16 protein-coding genes are annotated in these 13825 nt (G+C 67.3%); 10 read left to right on the forward strand and 6 right to left on the reverse strand.

Annotation, left to right across the window (positions count from 1 at the left end):
• Positions 1-13: 13 nt before the first annotated feature.
• Positions 14-1804, reverse strand: a complete 1791-nt coding sequence (locus tag HNP52_RS17615) for an SLC13 family permease (protein ID WP_311768509.1) — start codon at positions 1802-1804, stop codon at positions 14-16.
• A 67-nt stretch (positions 1805-1871) separates the two neighbouring features.
• On the reverse strand, positions 1872-2084 hold the full coding sequence (locus HNP52_RS17620; protein WP_184168917.1) for a hypothetical protein: 213 nt from the start codon (positions 2082-2084) through the stop codon (positions 1872-1874).
• A 159-nt stretch (positions 2085-2243) separates the two neighbouring features.
• On the opposite strand from HNP52_RS17620, the gene HNP52_RS17625 reads away from it, so the two are divergent.
• Positions 2244-2429, forward strand: a complete 186-nt coding sequence (locus HNP52_RS17625; protein WP_184168918.1) for a hypothetical protein — start codon at positions 2244-2246, stop codon at positions 2427-2429.
• Between the two features lie 139 nt (positions 2430-2568).
• Here the strand turns inward: HNP52_RS17625 and HNP52_RS17630 are convergent, their stop codons facing one another.
• A complete protein-coding gene (locus HNP52_RS17630; RefSeq protein ID WP_409372647.1) occupies positions 2569-3204 on the reverse strand; it encodes a helix-turn-helix transcriptional regulator in 636 nt (211 codons plus the stop codon).
• A gap of 79 nt (positions 3205-3283) precedes the next feature.
• Between HNP52_RS17630 and HNP52_RS17635 the strand changes: the two genes are divergently transcribed.
• Positions 3284-3484, forward strand: a complete 201-nt coding sequence (locus HNP52_RS17635; protein WP_184168919.1) for a hypothetical protein — start codon at positions 3284-3286, stop codon at positions 3482-3484.
• A complete protein-coding gene (locus HNP52_RS17640; RefSeq protein ID WP_184168920.1) occupies positions 3481-3798 on the forward strand; it encodes a hypothetical protein in 318 nt (105 codons plus the stop codon). Before HNP52_RS17635 ends, HNP52_RS17640 begins: the two co-directional genes overlap by 4 nt.
• 110 nt (positions 3799-3908) lie before the next feature.
• Here the strand turns inward: HNP52_RS17640 and HNP52_RS17645 are convergent, their stop codons facing one another.
• Both HNP52_RS17645 and HNP52_RS17650 read right to left on the reverse strand, forming a co-directional pair.
• Positions 3909-4928, reverse strand: coding sequence for a hypothetical protein (locus HNP52_RS17645; RefSeq protein WP_184168921.1), 1020 nt, complete (start codon positions 4926-4928; stop codon positions 3909-3911).
• Positions 4925-6169, reverse strand: coding sequence for a TIGR04063 family PEP-CTERM/XrtA system glycosyltransferase (locus tag HNP52_RS17650; RefSeq protein WP_184168922.1), 1245 nt, complete (start codon positions 6167-6169; stop codon positions 4925-4927). The genes HNP52_RS17645 and HNP52_RS17650 overlap by 4 nt, the downstream gene beginning before the upstream one ends.
• Before the next feature lie 87 nt (positions 6170-6256).
• Between HNP52_RS17650 and HNP52_RS17655 the strand changes: the two genes are divergently transcribed.
• The 3 genes from HNP52_RS17655 to HNP52_RS17665 are packed head-to-tail and all read left to right on the forward strand — an operon-like array spanning position 6257 to position 8839.
• Positions 6257-6409, forward strand: a complete 153-nt coding sequence (locus tag HNP52_RS17655) for a hypothetical protein (RefSeq protein WP_184168923.1) — start codon at positions 6257-6259, stop codon at positions 6407-6409.
• The gene (locus tag HNP52_RS17660) at positions 6402-7754 is read left to right on the forward strand and encodes a putative O-glycosylation ligase, exosortase A system-associated (protein WP_184168924.1); all 1353 of its coding nucleotides are present in this window, start codon (positions 6402-6404) and stop codon (positions 7752-7754) included. Before HNP52_RS17655 ends, HNP52_RS17660 begins: the two co-directional genes overlap by 8 nt.
• Positions 7751-8839, forward strand: coding sequence for an acyltransferase (locus HNP52_RS17665; protein ID WP_184168925.1), 1089 nt, complete (start codon positions 7751-7753; stop codon positions 8837-8839). The genes HNP52_RS17660 and HNP52_RS17665 overlap by 4 nt, the downstream gene beginning before the upstream one ends.
• On the opposite strand, the gene HNP52_RS17670 is transcribed toward HNP52_RS17665, so the two are convergent.
• Entirely contained in the window at positions 8790-9341 is a 552-nt protein-coding gene (locus HNP52_RS17670) for a type 1 glutamine amidotransferase domain-containing protein (protein WP_184168926.1), read from the reverse strand. The genes HNP52_RS17665 and HNP52_RS17670 overlap by 50 nt on opposite strands.
• Before the next feature lie 102 nt (positions 9342-9443).
• Here HNP52_RS17670 and HNP52_RS17675 point away from each other — a divergent pair, with 102 nt between their 5' ends.
• The 4 genes from HNP52_RS17675 (at position 9444) to HNP52_RS17690 (ending at position 13465) form a co-directional block, all read left to right on the forward strand.
• Complete coding sequence (locus HNP52_RS17675) at positions 9444-10472, forward strand: DNA topoisomerase IB (RefSeq protein WP_184168927.1); 1029 nt, start codon at positions 9444-9446, stop codon at positions 10470-10472.
• Positions 10469-11629 carry a mechanosensitive ion channel family protein gene (locus HNP52_RS17680; RefSeq protein WP_184168928.1) on the forward strand — a complete coding sequence of 387 codons (1161 nt, stop codon included), beginning with the start codon at positions 10469-10471 and terminating at the stop codon, positions 11627-11629. The genes HNP52_RS17675 and HNP52_RS17680 overlap by 4 nt, the downstream gene beginning before the upstream one ends.
• 204 nt (positions 11630-11833) lie before the next feature.
• Positions 11834-12265, forward strand: coding sequence for a MaoC family dehydratase (locus HNP52_RS17685; protein WP_184169284.1), 432 nt, complete (start codon positions 11834-11836; stop codon positions 12263-12265).
• Positions 12266-12286: 21 nt separating this feature from the next.
• Positions 12287-13465, forward strand: a complete 1179-nt coding sequence (locus HNP52_RS17690) for an acetyl-CoA C-acyltransferase (RefSeq protein WP_184168929.1) — start codon at positions 12287-12289, stop codon at positions 13463-13465.
• Positions 13466-13825 lie beyond the last annotated feature (360 nt).

A 13825-nucleotide genomic window follows, 5' to 3' on the forward strand; every position in this document is an offset into this window, starting at 1 on the left:
ACGCGACTCCTGCTCAATGTACCGGCCACACCCATAGGATCAGCGGCGTGCCGACCACCAGCACGATCACCGAGAGCGGCGCCCCCAGCCGCGCATAATCGCCGAACCGGTATCCGCCCGGGCCCATCACCAGCGTGTTGCACTGGTGGCCGATCGGCGTGAGGAAATCGCAGCCCGCGCCCACCGCCGTCGCCATCAGGAACGCCTCGGGCCGGTAGCCGAGCTCGCTGGCGAAGGTCGCGGCGATCGGTGCCATCACCAGCACGGTCGCGGCATTGTTGAGGAACGGCGTCACCGCCATCGCCGCCGCCAGGATCAGCGCCACCGCGCCCCAGGGCGGCAGCGTCGCGGCGAAATTCCCCAGCCAGTCGCCGATGATCTGGCTGGCGCCGGTGGTTCTCAGCGAATCCGATACCGGGATCAGCGCGCCGAGCATCACCAGGATCGGCCATTCGATATGGTCATAGGCCTCACGCACCGGCAGCGCACCGCTCAGGATCGTCAGCCCCGCGGCCGCGAAGAACGCCACCGCCACCGGCACATAGCCCAAAGCCGTCGCCAGCATCGCCGCGCCCAGGATCGCGATCGGCAGCAGCCCCTTGCGCGCGCTGCCCAGCCGCAGGGTGCGCTGCGCCAGCGGCAGGCAGCCCAGCTCGCCCAGCCGCTCGAACAGCAGGTCGAGCGGCCCCTGCAGCACGATCACATCGCCCGGCTCGAGCATCACGTCGCCCAGTCGCCGCGCCAGCCGGTCGCCCCGGCGCGATACCGCGATCAGGTTCACCCCGAAGCGCTCGTGCAGTCCCAGCCGCCCGGCGGTCCGCCCGATCAGCGGGCTCTCGGTACCGATCACCGCCTCGATCACCCCGACTTCGCTGCTCGCTCCGTCGGGCGCCTCGCGGTGCGCGCCTTCCAGCTCCAGCCGGTCGCTGGCGATCACTCGCTCCAGGCTGTCGGGCGATCCGGCGAGGATCAGCACGTCCTCGGGCTTGAGCACCGCGTCGGGAAAGGGCGTCGAGCGGATGCCCGAGCGCAGGATCGCGGTGACCATCACCTCGCCGTCATGCCGCTCGCGGAATGCCGCCACGGTCTCGTCCACCGCCGGCGATCCGGCGGGGATCTCCGCCTCGGTCACATAGTCCTGGATGTCGATCGCTTCGCCCAGCGTCGGCGCCGCCCGCCGGTCGCGCGGCAGCAGCCGGTAGCCGAAGCGCAGGAACACCAGCCCGACCAAAGTCAGCCCCAACCCCACCGGCGCATAGTCGAACATGCCGAAGGGCTGCCCGGTCATCTCCTCGCGCACCCGGCTGACGATGATGTTGGGCGACGTGCCGATCAGCGTGATCAGCCCGCCGAGCAGCGAGGCGAAGCTCATCGGCATCAGATAGGCCGCCGGCGACACCCCCGCCTTCTTGCTTATCTGCAGCGCCACCGGGATCATCATCGCCAGCGCGCCGATATTCTTGACCAGTGCGGAGGCGAAGCCGACCGAGGCGCTGAGCAGGAGGAGCTGCGAGCGGACATGGGTGACCCGCTTCTGCAGCACCAGCATCGCCCGCTCGATCACCCCGGAACGCTGCACCGCGCCCGACAGCACCAGCGCGCTCGCCACGATGATGACGATGTCGTCGGAAAAGCCGGTGAACGCCTGTTTCGGGCTGACGATGCCCAGCGCCAGCGCCGCGAGCAGCGCGATCACCGCGACCATGTCGTAGCGGAATTTCCCCCAGATGAAGAGCAGCATCATGCCGACGAGCACGCCGACGGAAAGCAATTGGGGCGTGTTCATCGCATGGGAGAACGCCACGCGATGGTTTCGGGTCCGTGCCCGCACTTTAAAGCCCCTCCCCTTGGGGGAGGGGCTTAGAAGGGCCTTAGTGCACCGTCCCCACGGCCCTGCCCACCGACATCAGCACGATCAGCCGCTCGATCTGGCGCCAGCGGCAGAAGTGGATGTGGTTGCCGAGGTCGCGGCTGCGGTCGGCACGCGCGGCTGCCTCGCTGCCGGCAAGCTCGCCGAAGCAGGCAATGAGTTCATTGGCGTCGGCGATTTCGCGGCGATCACCGAGATAGGGCATCATATCCATGCGCGCGAGAGACTCACGACGCGTGCCAACTTCCTGCGATTCAACCGTTTCCGCGCCACACGAGAGTCAATTCGCGGTAACCATCCCGGAATCGCCGTGCCGCGTGCCCCGGCATGGCACAGGTAGCGTCCCGGCCCGGGACGTGGCAGACAGGACCGCATGACCAAGACCCCTTCCAAGACGCCGATGGCCGGCGGCTTCCTGCTCGCGCTCTGCCTGCTCGTCGGCGTGTTCGCCGGCATCGCGAAGGGCGAGGCGTCGTTCGGCTTCGTGATCGGGCTCGGCGTAGGGCTCGCGCTGCTGATCGCGGTATGGGTCGTCGATCGCGTGCGCGTGGGGAGATAAGGTCAGCACCGCTTTTACCCCGGCGAAGGCCGGGGCCCAGACTAAGCAGTGCGCGGCGAAGACGCGCCAAGGCGCGTGACTTTCAAGGACTGGGCCCCGGCCTTCGCCGGGGAAAAGGCAGATCCTGCGCAACGGCGCCCTAAACCGCCCGCCCCAGCCAGGCGACCCGCCCGACAATCTCCACCGCCCGCGCCGGTACCACCCGGTCATCCCACTCCGGATTGTCCGAGACCACCTCGATCCCGCCGACGCTCACCCGCAGCCGCTTGACCATCAGTTCGCCGTCGAGCCGGATCACGAACACCCCGCCGCGCCCTTCCACCCGCCGCCGGTCGCGGTCGACCAGGATACGGTCGCCGTCCGCCAGCGTCGGCGCCATCGAATCGCCCTTCACCCGGATCACCGAAGCCGCTTCGGCCCGTACGCCCAGTTCGCGCAGCAGCGCCGGGCTGAACTGGTCCGGCCGCCGCCGCGCCTCGCTATCGACCAACCCGCCGGGCCCGGCCGAGGCGCCGACATCAAGCCGCGCCACCTCGACCATTCCCTCCGGCTCCGGCCCTCCCAGCCGCGCCTCGGGCACCCCGAAATAGCGCGCCAGCAGCGACCGGTCCGCCTCGGCCAGCAGCCGCGGCGTGCCGCGCACCAGATATTGCTGGAGATAGGCCAGGTTGCGCCCAAGCAGCCGCGACAGTTCGGAGAGGTTCGCCCCCTGCTCCGCGATCAGCGCCTCCAGCGCGGCTCGTTGCGCCTCCGGATCCATAGTGGCGCAATACATCTAGGATTTTTCCTAGACAAGTAGGAAATAGAGAACAAATTAGGAACGATCTTGAGCGAATCGGATGGGAGACCAGTGCATGTCGGTGCATCGCAAGATCGAGAAATTCCTCCGGGCGACGGACATGCCGCCCACCAAGTTCGGCCGGCTTTCGGTGCGCGATCCGCGGCTGGTCCATGACCTGCGTCGCGGCCGCGAGCTCGGCCCGCGGATCAGCGCGCGGATCGAGGCGTTCCTCGCCGCGCAGCAGGCCCAGCGCCAGCAGGGGATCGGCCAATGAGCCGGGGTCCCGATGCGGAAACCTTGCTCCGCCGCGCGCTGGAGGCGCAGGCGGAAGCCGCGGGCTGCCCGGTAACCCTGGTCGAATCGGACTGGAACCGCTGGGCCAGCGCCACCTTCACCGGCGCGCGTCACCTGCTCAAGCTGGCCGCCCCGCCCTCGCCCGCGCTCGATGCCTGGATCGCCCGCCTGCCCGAGGCGGAACTGCGCCTGCGCGGGCATCTGGTCGCCGATCTCGCAGTCGAGCATGTCCGCCGCGCGGCGGATCGGGTGACGGTGTCGCTCGAGGTGCTGACGGTGGAGGAAGGGCGGTAGTGGACCGCAAATCCCCGTCACCCTGAACCTGTTTCAGGGTCCAACGCGCCTCAGGGGATATCGCTGGTGGAGAGTTGGATGCTGAAACAAGTTCAGCATGACGGAAGAAATCAGGCCGTCCGCCGCGCCAGGTTGCGCAGCGTGACCAGCGCCTCTTCCAGCCCGCGCTCCTGCTGCTTCGCTTCCGCGCGCGAGGTCGGCGCGATCCGCTTGTCGGCAACGCCGCGCTCGAGCCGCTCGAGCAGGGCATGGACCGAGGCGTCGGTCTCCGGCCGCACGATCCGCTCGCGCGGCGGCGTGGCCGCCGGCTCGGGTGCCTCGGGCAGCGGCGGCGGCACATGCGCGCGCACCGGCGGAGTCAGCTCGAAGATCTCGAACCGCTCGCTGGCATCGAACACCGACGGGCGCGGCGTGCGGCGCAGCGGCGCCAGCGGCACCGGCGCGGGCTTGGGCACGGCCGGGATCGCCTGCGGATCGAAGGCCGAGAGCGGCTGGTCGAAGTCGATCGGCATGTCCTGCTCGACCAGCGGCTGCGGCGCGGCTTCGGCGACGGGCTCGGGAGCCGGTTCGGGGGCCGGCGTGGTGTGAAGTTCGTAGACTTCTGCGGCCTCGGCCACCGGCTCCGGCACCACGGCAAGCGCTGGGGCTGGCACCGGCGCGGTCATCGGGCGCGGCGGGAAGATCACGTCGAAATCGACATGCTCGTCCTCGGGCTCGGCAGGCACGGCGGGCGCGCCGGCGCGGATCTCGAGGAACGGCTTGCCCAGGTCGCGGGTGGCGAGCAGCGGCGGGCGCGGCGGCGCATCGGGATGCGCATCGGCGCGGCGCAGCACCGGGACCGGCACTTCGGCCGAGTCGACCGGTTCGGCTTCGCCGCCGATGGTCAGCCCGCGCGAGCCGAGCAGGATGAAGGCGGAAAGCCACATGAAGGCGCCGACGAACGCGCCCGCGCCCAGCGCCACGGCAAGGCGCGCGGTCAGCCCGAGCGGCGGCTCGGCGGCGGCGAGAATCGAGGGGAGACCGGAGTCCATCACCAGCGCCTCGAGCGCGGGCACGGGGATCATCGCCACGCCAAGCGCAGCGAGTCCACCCGCGACCGCGGCGATCAGGGGCGCCAGCGGCAGGTTCATGCGCTCACCACGGACGTGTGCGACCACGAGTCTTCCATGGCCCCGATCTTGGCGAGTCTTTGGTAAACGGAGTCATAACGCCCGACATTGATCGCCCAGCTCCGTTCGGTCTCGACAAAGGCCCGGCCCCGTTCGCGTCGTGAATCCCACCCCTCACGCGCGCCGAACAGTTTCGCGACCGAATCGGCCAGTGCCGCGGGATCGTCAGGCTTGAACAAGGTGCCGGTATCGCCGTCCCGAATCAGCTCGCGGTGCCCACCCACATCGGAAGCCGCGACCAGCCGGCGCTGCGCCATGGCCTCCAGGGGCTTGAGCGGCGTCACCAGGTCGGTGAGGCGCATATGCTTGCGCGGATAGACCAGCACGTCGATCACGCTGTAATAGCGCTCAACCTGCTGGTGCGGCACCCGGCCGACGAAATGGATACGGTCCGCCACCGGCGAAGCCGCCGCCTGCGCCATCAGCGCCGCGTCGCACGGCCCGCCGCCGACCAGCACCAGGTGCATTTTCGGCCGCAGCGCCACCAGCGCGGGCATCGCCTCGATCAGCCCGTCCAGCCCTTCATAATCGTAGAAGCTGCCGATGAAGCCGATCGTCTCGGCGCCTTCGATCCCCAGCTCCCGCGCAAGCGCGGTGTCATGGGGCAAAGGCTCGCCGAACAGGCCCAGGTCGACACCATTCGGCGAGATCATGATCTTGCCCGCATCGATCCCGCCGCGCGCGACCAGGTCGCCTTTCAGCCCCTCGCAGATCACCGCGACCGCATCGGCCTTGCGCACCGCCCGGGTCTCGAGCCAGCGCGTCGCCCGGTATTTCCAGCTGCCCTCGGTGCCGGTGCCATTGCCTACGGCGGCATCTTCCCAGAAGGCGCGGATCTCGTAGATCAGCGGCAGGCCGAGCCGGTTCGCCACCCGCTGCGCCGCCATTGCGCCCAGCACCGGCGAATGGGCATGGAGCACGTCCGGCCGCCACTGCCGCGCCACCGCTTCGATCCGCTTCGCAAAGGCCGCGACCTCGCGCAGCTCGCCGATCACCGGCGGCCCGGAATTGACCCGCGGCGTCCGGTAGAAGCGGATGCCGTCGATCGTCTCCTCATCGGTATCGAACTTGCCGTGGCGCGGGCTGGTCACCGCCGCGACTTCCCAGCCGCGCGCCATCTGCGCCTTCAGGATCGCCCGGGTGCGGAACGTGTAGCCACTGTGCAGCGGCAGGCCATGATCGAGGATGTGGAGAATCCGCATGCCCGCTCCCTTGCCACAGGAGCACTTAACGCGGCGTCAACCGCATCGCGCTACACCGGCCCGGTAAGCAGGAGCGGCAACGGGCCCATGATCGACAATCTATCGCTCGCGATCTCGCACGGGCTGATGCTGCTCGCGGCCTTCCTGCTGCTGCGCCGTCCCGATCTCGATCACGAACCCGGCCCCTCCGACGAAGCTTCCAAGGTCAAGCCCAGCAGATGGGGCAAGCCCGGTGCGTGATCTCGTCTTCGTCGCCTTCCTGCTGGCCTTTTTCGGGATGGGCTTCCGCAAGCCGTTCATCTTCGTGCTGGTCTACGCCTATATCGATATCGTCTCGCCGCAGCGGCTGACCTATCTCCTGCTCAACTCGATCCCGATCTCGCTGATCGCGGTGGGTCTGTCGGTGCTCGGCTGGCTGGCGATGGACGACAAGAAGGACGTCCGCGTCGCCCCGCGCCAGCTGCTGATCGTCATCCTGCTCGCCTATTGCTTCTACACGACGAAGAATGCCGACTTCAAAGTCGAGGCGCTCGATAAGTGGGACTGGGTTTGGAAGGCGCTCGCCTTCGCCGCCTTCCTGCCGCTCACCCTGCGGACCAAGCTGCGCATCGAGAGCCTGCTCCTGTTCATGGTCCTCTCCGCCTCGTCGATCATCATCGTCGGCGGGATCAAGACGCTCGGCTCGGGCGGCGGCTATGGCGAGCTCAACCTGATGGTCGCCAACAATTCGGGCCTTTATGAGGGCTCGACCATCTCGACCGTGGCGATCGCGATCATCCCGCTGATCGTCTGGTTCATGCGCTTCGGCACGATCTTCAAGCCCGACTGGAAGGTGAAGAGCTTCTGCCTGGCGCTGATCTTCGCTTGCCTGCTGATCCCGGTCGGCACCTCGACGCGCACCGGCCTGCTCTGCATCGGCCTGGTCGCGCTGCTGATGATCCGCGATGCCAAGCGCAAGGTCCTGTACCTGACGGCACTCGGCTGCCTCGGCCTCGCCGCCGTGCCTTTCCTGCCCAGCTCGTTCACCGAGCGGATGGGTACGATCAAGACCTACAAGGCCGACGCTTCCGCCTCCACCCGCCTCGCCGTGTGGCAATGGACGATGGACTACGCCAAGACCCACCCGATGGGCGGCGGGTTCGAGGCCTATCGCCAGAACAAGATCCGCTACGAGAAGGTGGCGACCGAGAATGACGGCGCCGGCCAGACCACCGTCGATCGCAGCCTCGAGGTCGACAGCGCCCGCGCCTATCACAGCGCCTATTTCGAGATGCTCGGTGAGCAAGGCTATCCCGGCCTCGCCATCTGGCTGCTCATCAACATCCTCGGCATCTTCCGCATGGAAGTGCTGCGCCAGCGCTACAAGAAGCCCGAGCCCGGCCAGGAATGGGTCGCCCCACTGGCTTCGGCGCTCCAGACCGCGCATATCGTCTACATGCTCGGCGCCACCTTCATCGCGATCGCCTTCCAGCCCTTCGTCTACATGCTGATCGGCGCCCAGATCGGGCTCGACACCTATATGGCCCGCAAGCGCGAAGAGTCCGCCTGGCGGCCGCTGCGCAAGGCCAGGCCGGCACTGGCATGAAGGGTCCCGAGCTGAAAGCGCTCACCAGCATCCGCGGTATCGCGGCCTGGATGGTGGTGCTCTTCCACATCCGCACGGCGATGGCGGACCTGCCCTATCCGTTTCCGCCGCTGCTGGGACGAGGCTATCTCGCCGTCGACTTCTTCTTCCTGCTCTCGGGCTTCGTGATCTGGATGACCTGGAACGAACGTGTCCGCAGCGGCGGGCTCGCCTCGGTGCCGGACTTTCTCCAGCGCCGGGTCGCCCGGGTCTGGCCCCTCCACCTGTTCATGCTCGGCTTCGCGGTGGCGGTCGCCCTCGCGCTCCAGCTTACCGGCCGGGGCAGCGACCAGTTCCCCTGGCACGAGCTGCCGCTCCATGTCCTGCTGCTCCAGAATTGGGGCTTCACCGACCATCTCACCTGGAACGATCCGGCCTGGTCGATCTCCTGCGAGCTCGCCGCCTATCTGCTCTTCCCGTTTCTCGCGCTGGCCGTGGACTGGCGGCGCGTGCCGAGCTGGGGCGTGATCGCCGCCGTCGCCGTCCTGCTCGCGCTGCTCCACTTGCTCTTCGCCGGCAGCGGCGCCGTCGCGCTCGGCCAGAAGATCCCCAGCCTCGGGATGATCCGCTGCGTGCTGGAATTCGCTTGCGGTACGGCCGTCGCCGCACTCTGGCTGCGCTGGCGCGCGCAATGGCGCCTGCCCGCGCTCGGAAGCTTCGCCCTCGCTTTTGCCTTTGCCGGCGGCTGGGCGCTGGGCCTGCCCGAGACCTTTATGGCACCTGCCACCTTCGCGGCGCTGCTGCTCGCCCTCGCACTCACCGCGGCGAAGCTCGGCAACCCGCTTGAGATCGCCCCGCTCCACTATCTCGGCGAGATCAGCTACGCGACCTACCTCTCCCACTATCTCCTGTGGTTCGCCTTCAAGCTGGCGTTCGTGCAGGATGAACACGCCGTGCCCTGGCCGCTGGTCGGCGGCTTCCTGCTGCTCGTCCTTCTCGCCTCGATCGCGCTCTATCACCTGGTCGAGCGGCCGGCCCAGCGCTGGGTGAATGGCCTCAGACTGCGAACGGCACCTTCTCCAGCGCAGCAATCACCGCGCGGTTGAACGCCGGGATGTCGTCCGGCTTGCGGCTGGTGATCAAATTCTCGTCGACCACCACTTCCTGATCGATCACTTCGGCCCCGGCATTTTCCAGGTCGGTGCGGATCGAGGGCCAGCTGGTCACTTCCCGCCCCTCGACCACATCCGCCTCGACCAGAAGCCACGGTCCGTGGCAGATCGCCGCGACGATCTTCTCGTCGTCCATGAATTCGCCGACGATCTCCACCGCCCGCTCGCTCATCCGCAGCTTGTCGGGATTGGCCACGCCGCCGGGGAGCACCAGCGCATCGTAATTTTCGGTATCGACCTCATCGACGGTGGTATCCGGTGTGATGCTCTGGCCTTTCTCTCCGCCCTTCTCGCCGGTGATCGGATCGGTATCGAGCGCCGCCAGCGTCACCTGCGCGCCGGCATCGATCAGCGCCTGACGGGGCAACATCAGCTCGTCCTGCTCGAAGCCGTTGGTGGCCATCATCAGCACGCGGACATGAGAGAGATCGGTCATGGCAGGGCTCCTCGGTTGCTCCCGCTGAACCGGTCGCTCGTCGCCGGGTTCCGGAACGAAGCGACAAGCCGCGCATTGACCGGGGCATTGCGAGGAGGCCCCATGCCCGACGGGTTACCCAGTACCGATATCGTCTATGTCGATGACCAGCAGCCCGGCATCACCCGCCGCAAGGTGCGGCACGGCTGGGGCTATTGGGATGCCGAGGGCCAGCGCATCAAGGACCGCGACGAGATCGACCGGCTCAACGCGATCGGCCTGCCGCCTGCCTATGTAAACGCCTGGTACTGTCCCGATCCGCGCGGCCACATCCAGGCGACCGGCTATGACGAGAAGGGCCGCAAGCAATATCGCTACCACCTCGCCTTCCGCGAGGCCCAGGAAGCGGCGAAGTATGACCGCTGCGCCGATTTCGGCGAGCATCTGGCCAGGCTCCGCGCGAAGGTCGAGCACGACTTGAAGCTGCGCGGCCTGTGCAAGGAAAAGGCCGTCGCCGCCGTGGTCCGCCTGCTCGACCTTGGCAGCATCCGCGTCGGCAACGAGCAATATGTCCAGGCCAACAAGAGCTTCGGCGCCACCACGCTGCGCAAGCGCCATGCAGTCGTGAAGGGCCAGACGCTCCGCCTCCAGTTCCGCGCCAAGTCGGGCAAGCTGCGCGTGGTGACGATCACCGACGGGTCGCTCAGCCGCTTCGTCAGGCGCTGCCAGGACCTTCCCGGCCAGCACCTGTTCCGCTGGCTCGACGATGCTGGCGAAGCGCATCCGGTCACTTCGACCGACGTCAACGCCTATATTCGCGACGCCACGCACGAGGATTTCACTGCCAAGCATTTCCGCACCTGGGGCGCCAGCGTCCTCGCCTTCCGCGCGCTTGCGGAAGCGGACGGCCATCTCGGCCTCAAGGTGATGCTCGAGCCGGTGACCGAGGCGCTGGGCAACACCCCCGCCATCGCCCGCAAATCCTATGTCCACCCCGCGCTGATCGATCTCGCCAAGGATCGCGAGGCGCAGGCCTGCTGGCGCGCGGATCTCCACTTGCCCCGCGCCACGCGCTGGCTCAATCGTTACGAACGCGGACTGATCGCCCTCCTGGAGGGCATTGCCGCCTGCCAACCCAAGAAAGCTGCATGACGACATCGACCAATCGCAACGCCGCCGGTTTCCCACAGAGCGAGGACCTTCAGATTCAGGCCGAGACCTTCGCCAATGACAGCTGGACCTGGGCGCAATCGCACTGGCTCCAGATCCTGATCGCCGCGGGCGTCGCCATCGCGGTGTTCTTCCTGCTCCACGCGATCAAGGGCTGGGGCGCGCGCCTGTGCAAGAAGGGCGAGGGCGTCGCCAACTGGTATGCGATCATCGGCCGGGCGATCGCAAAGACCGGCAATTTCTTCATCCTGATGGCCTCGATCCGGCTGGTCACCGGCTATGCCAACCCGCCGCAGATGGTCGAGAGCACGGTCGAGTTCCTCTTCACCATCTCGGCCGCCTTCCAGTGCGCGATCTGGCTGCGCGAGCTGATCTTCGGCGCGATCGAGCACAAGACCAGCGCCGACAATTATCACGGCTCCGGCCTCGCCAGCGCGCTCGGCATCATCCGCATCCTGATCACCGTGGTCCTGTTCGCGATCGCCGCGGTGATGGTGCTCGGCAATCTCGGCGTGAACGTCACCGGCCTGATCGCCGGCCTGGGTGTCGGCGGCATCGCCATCGGTCTCGCCGCGCAGGGCATCTTCGCCAACCTCTTCGCCGCGCTGACCATATTGTTCGACCGCCCCTTCCGCGTCGGCGACAAGATCCGCTTCGATCGCAACAGCGGCACCGTCGTCTCGATCGGCCTGATGAGCACGCGCATCCGCTCGTTCATCGGCGAGGAGCTCGTCTTCTCGAACAAGCAGCTGCTCGACAAGCTGATCGAGAACCTCTCGCTGCGCCACCACACGCGCACCAAGCTGCCGATCGGCGTCGCCTATGAGACCCCGGTGGAGAAGCTCGAGGCGCTGCCGGCGATGTTCAAGGAGATCGTCGAGCAGGCCGGCGGCACCCTTTCGCGTGCCAGCACCGAAGGGTTCGGCGCCAGCTCGATCGACTTCGTGATCGAGTTCGACGTGGCGGGCGACGACGTGCCGCATGCCCAGGCGGTGCGCGACAAGATCATCTTCGCCATCCTGCGCAAGTTCGCCGCGGAGGGCATCTCGATCCCCTACCCGACCCAGACCGCCTTCACCGCGGCGCCGGACGTCCGGCTGATCATGCCCTATCCGGAACACCCGGAAGGCGCTGCCTGAAACGACTCGAAAACGCCGGTTTAGAATATCGGGTTTGCTGGCAACCCCTCTCGCACCTGCGATCCAGCCACGACGGACGCTACGTCAGTCGTGGCTTTCAAATTTCCGGTCGGGTGAGGCTTGCGGGAGGCCCCACCCCGCCACTAGATGGTGCCGAGAACAGGCGAGAGGACCGCTTCCTTGGCGACGATCACCGTGCAGCAGATGGCCGAAAGCATCGGCACCGAGCGCGTTTCGGACTGGGTGGAAGTCACCCAGACGATGATCGACCAGTTCGCCGAAGCGACCGGCGACCACCAGTTCATCCATGTCGATCCCGTCCGCGCCGCGCAGACGCCGTTCGGCGGCACCATTGCCCATGGTTTCCTCTCGCTCTCGCTGATGCCGATGCTCGCCGCCCGCACCGATACGCCGTCGATCGAGGGCGTGAAGATGGGCGTCAACTATGGCGGCAACAAAGTCCGCTTCATGCAGCCGGTGCGCTCGGGCAAGCGCGTCCGCGGCCGGTTCAAGCTGCTCAAGTTCACCGAGCGCAAGCCCGGCGTCTGGGAGCAGGTCCAGGAATATACCCTCGAGATCGAAGGCGAGGAGAAGCCCGCTTTGATCGCCGAGTGGATCGCGCTCGTCTACGTCTAAGGTCCAAGAGAAGGAAAACCCATGTCTCGCTCCGCAGTCATCGTCTCCACCGCCCGCACCGGCATCGGCCGCGCCTATCGCGGCGCGTTCAACGCCCTGCCGGCGCCGACGCTCGGCGCCCATTCGATCAAGGCCGCGGTCGAGCGCGCCGGCATCGACCCGGCCGAAGTGCAGGATGTCGTGTTCGGCGCCGCGCTCCAGCAGGGCAGCCAGGCCGGCAACATCGCCCGCACCGCCCTTCTCCGCGCCGGCCTGCCGGTCTCGGTCGCCGGCATGTCGGTCGATCGCCAGTGCGCCTCGGGCCTGATGGCGATCGCGACCGCCGCCAAGGAGATCATCGTCGACAATATGGACATCGCCATCGGCGGCGGCGTCGAGTCGATCAGCCTCGTCCAGACCCCGGCGATGCGCCTCGAGCCGGATCGCGAGCTGCTCGCGATGCACGGCGACATCTACATGCCGATGCTGCAGACCGCCGAGGTGGTCGCCGCGCGCTACGGCATCGGCCGCGATCGCTGCGATGCCTATGCCCTCCAGTCGCAGCAGCGCACCGCCGCCGCCCAGGCCGCGGGCAAGTTCGATGATGAGATCGTGCCGGTCACCGCGACGATGAACGTCGTCAACAAGGAGACCAAGGAAGTCTCCCAGAAGGAAGTCACCCTCACCAAGGACGAGGGCAACCGCGCCGACACCACGCTGGAAGGCCTGCAGTCGCTCAACCCGGTGCTGCCGAACGGCACCGTGACCGCCGGCAACGCCTCGCAGCTGTCGGACGGTTCCTCGGCATCGGTGCTGATGGAAGAGAAGCTCGCCGAGAAGCGCGGCCTGCAGCCGCTGGGCCGCTATGTCGGCATGGCCGTCGCCGGCACCAAGCCGGACGAGATGGGCATCGGCCCGGTCTATGCGATCCCGAAGCTGCTCGAGCGCTACAACCTCAAGATGGACGATATCGGCCTGTGGGAGCTGAACGAGGCTTTCGCGGTGCAGGTGCTCTATTGCCAGGACCAGCTCGGCATCCCGAACGAACTGCTCAACGTGAACGGCGGCGCGATCTCGATCGGCCACCCGTACGGCATGTCGGGTGCCCGCATGACCGGCCACGCACTGATCGAAGGCAAGCGCCGGGGCGCCAAATATGTCGTCGTCACGATGTGCATCGGCGGCGGCATGGGCGCGGCCGGTCTGTTCGAGGTGCTGTGATCCCCCTTCATTGAAGGGCAATGCCTGCCATGATATGTAGCTGGCAGGCGATGACATAGGCGCCTTTCTGTGAGCCCCGGTTGTGTCAGCAACCGGGGCTCAAACGTTTGGGCCCCGAGTGTCAGCTCGGGCCCCGCCCGTGTCCCTATTTCCTTCGAGCCACCTCGATCGCCTTCACGACCAGAGTCGCAAATGCGAACAGGACGCCCAGAAACAGGCACAGATCGGCGAATGACATAGGTTCACCTTTCCGTTGCGGCGGCGGGATTGCCGCCGCAGTGAAACCTACATGCGCAGCGCTGGCGTGCCGCGAGACTGGCCCGAACTGGATGCGTCTTCGCAGGCAGAAGAGTCAGAATT

It is taken from the genome of Sphingomonas kyeonggiensis, assembly GCF_014204495.1.
GTDB classification, from domain to species: Bacteria; Pseudomonadota; Alphaproteobacteria; order Sphingomonadales; family Sphingomonadaceae; genus Sphingomonas; species Sphingomonas kyeonggiensis_A.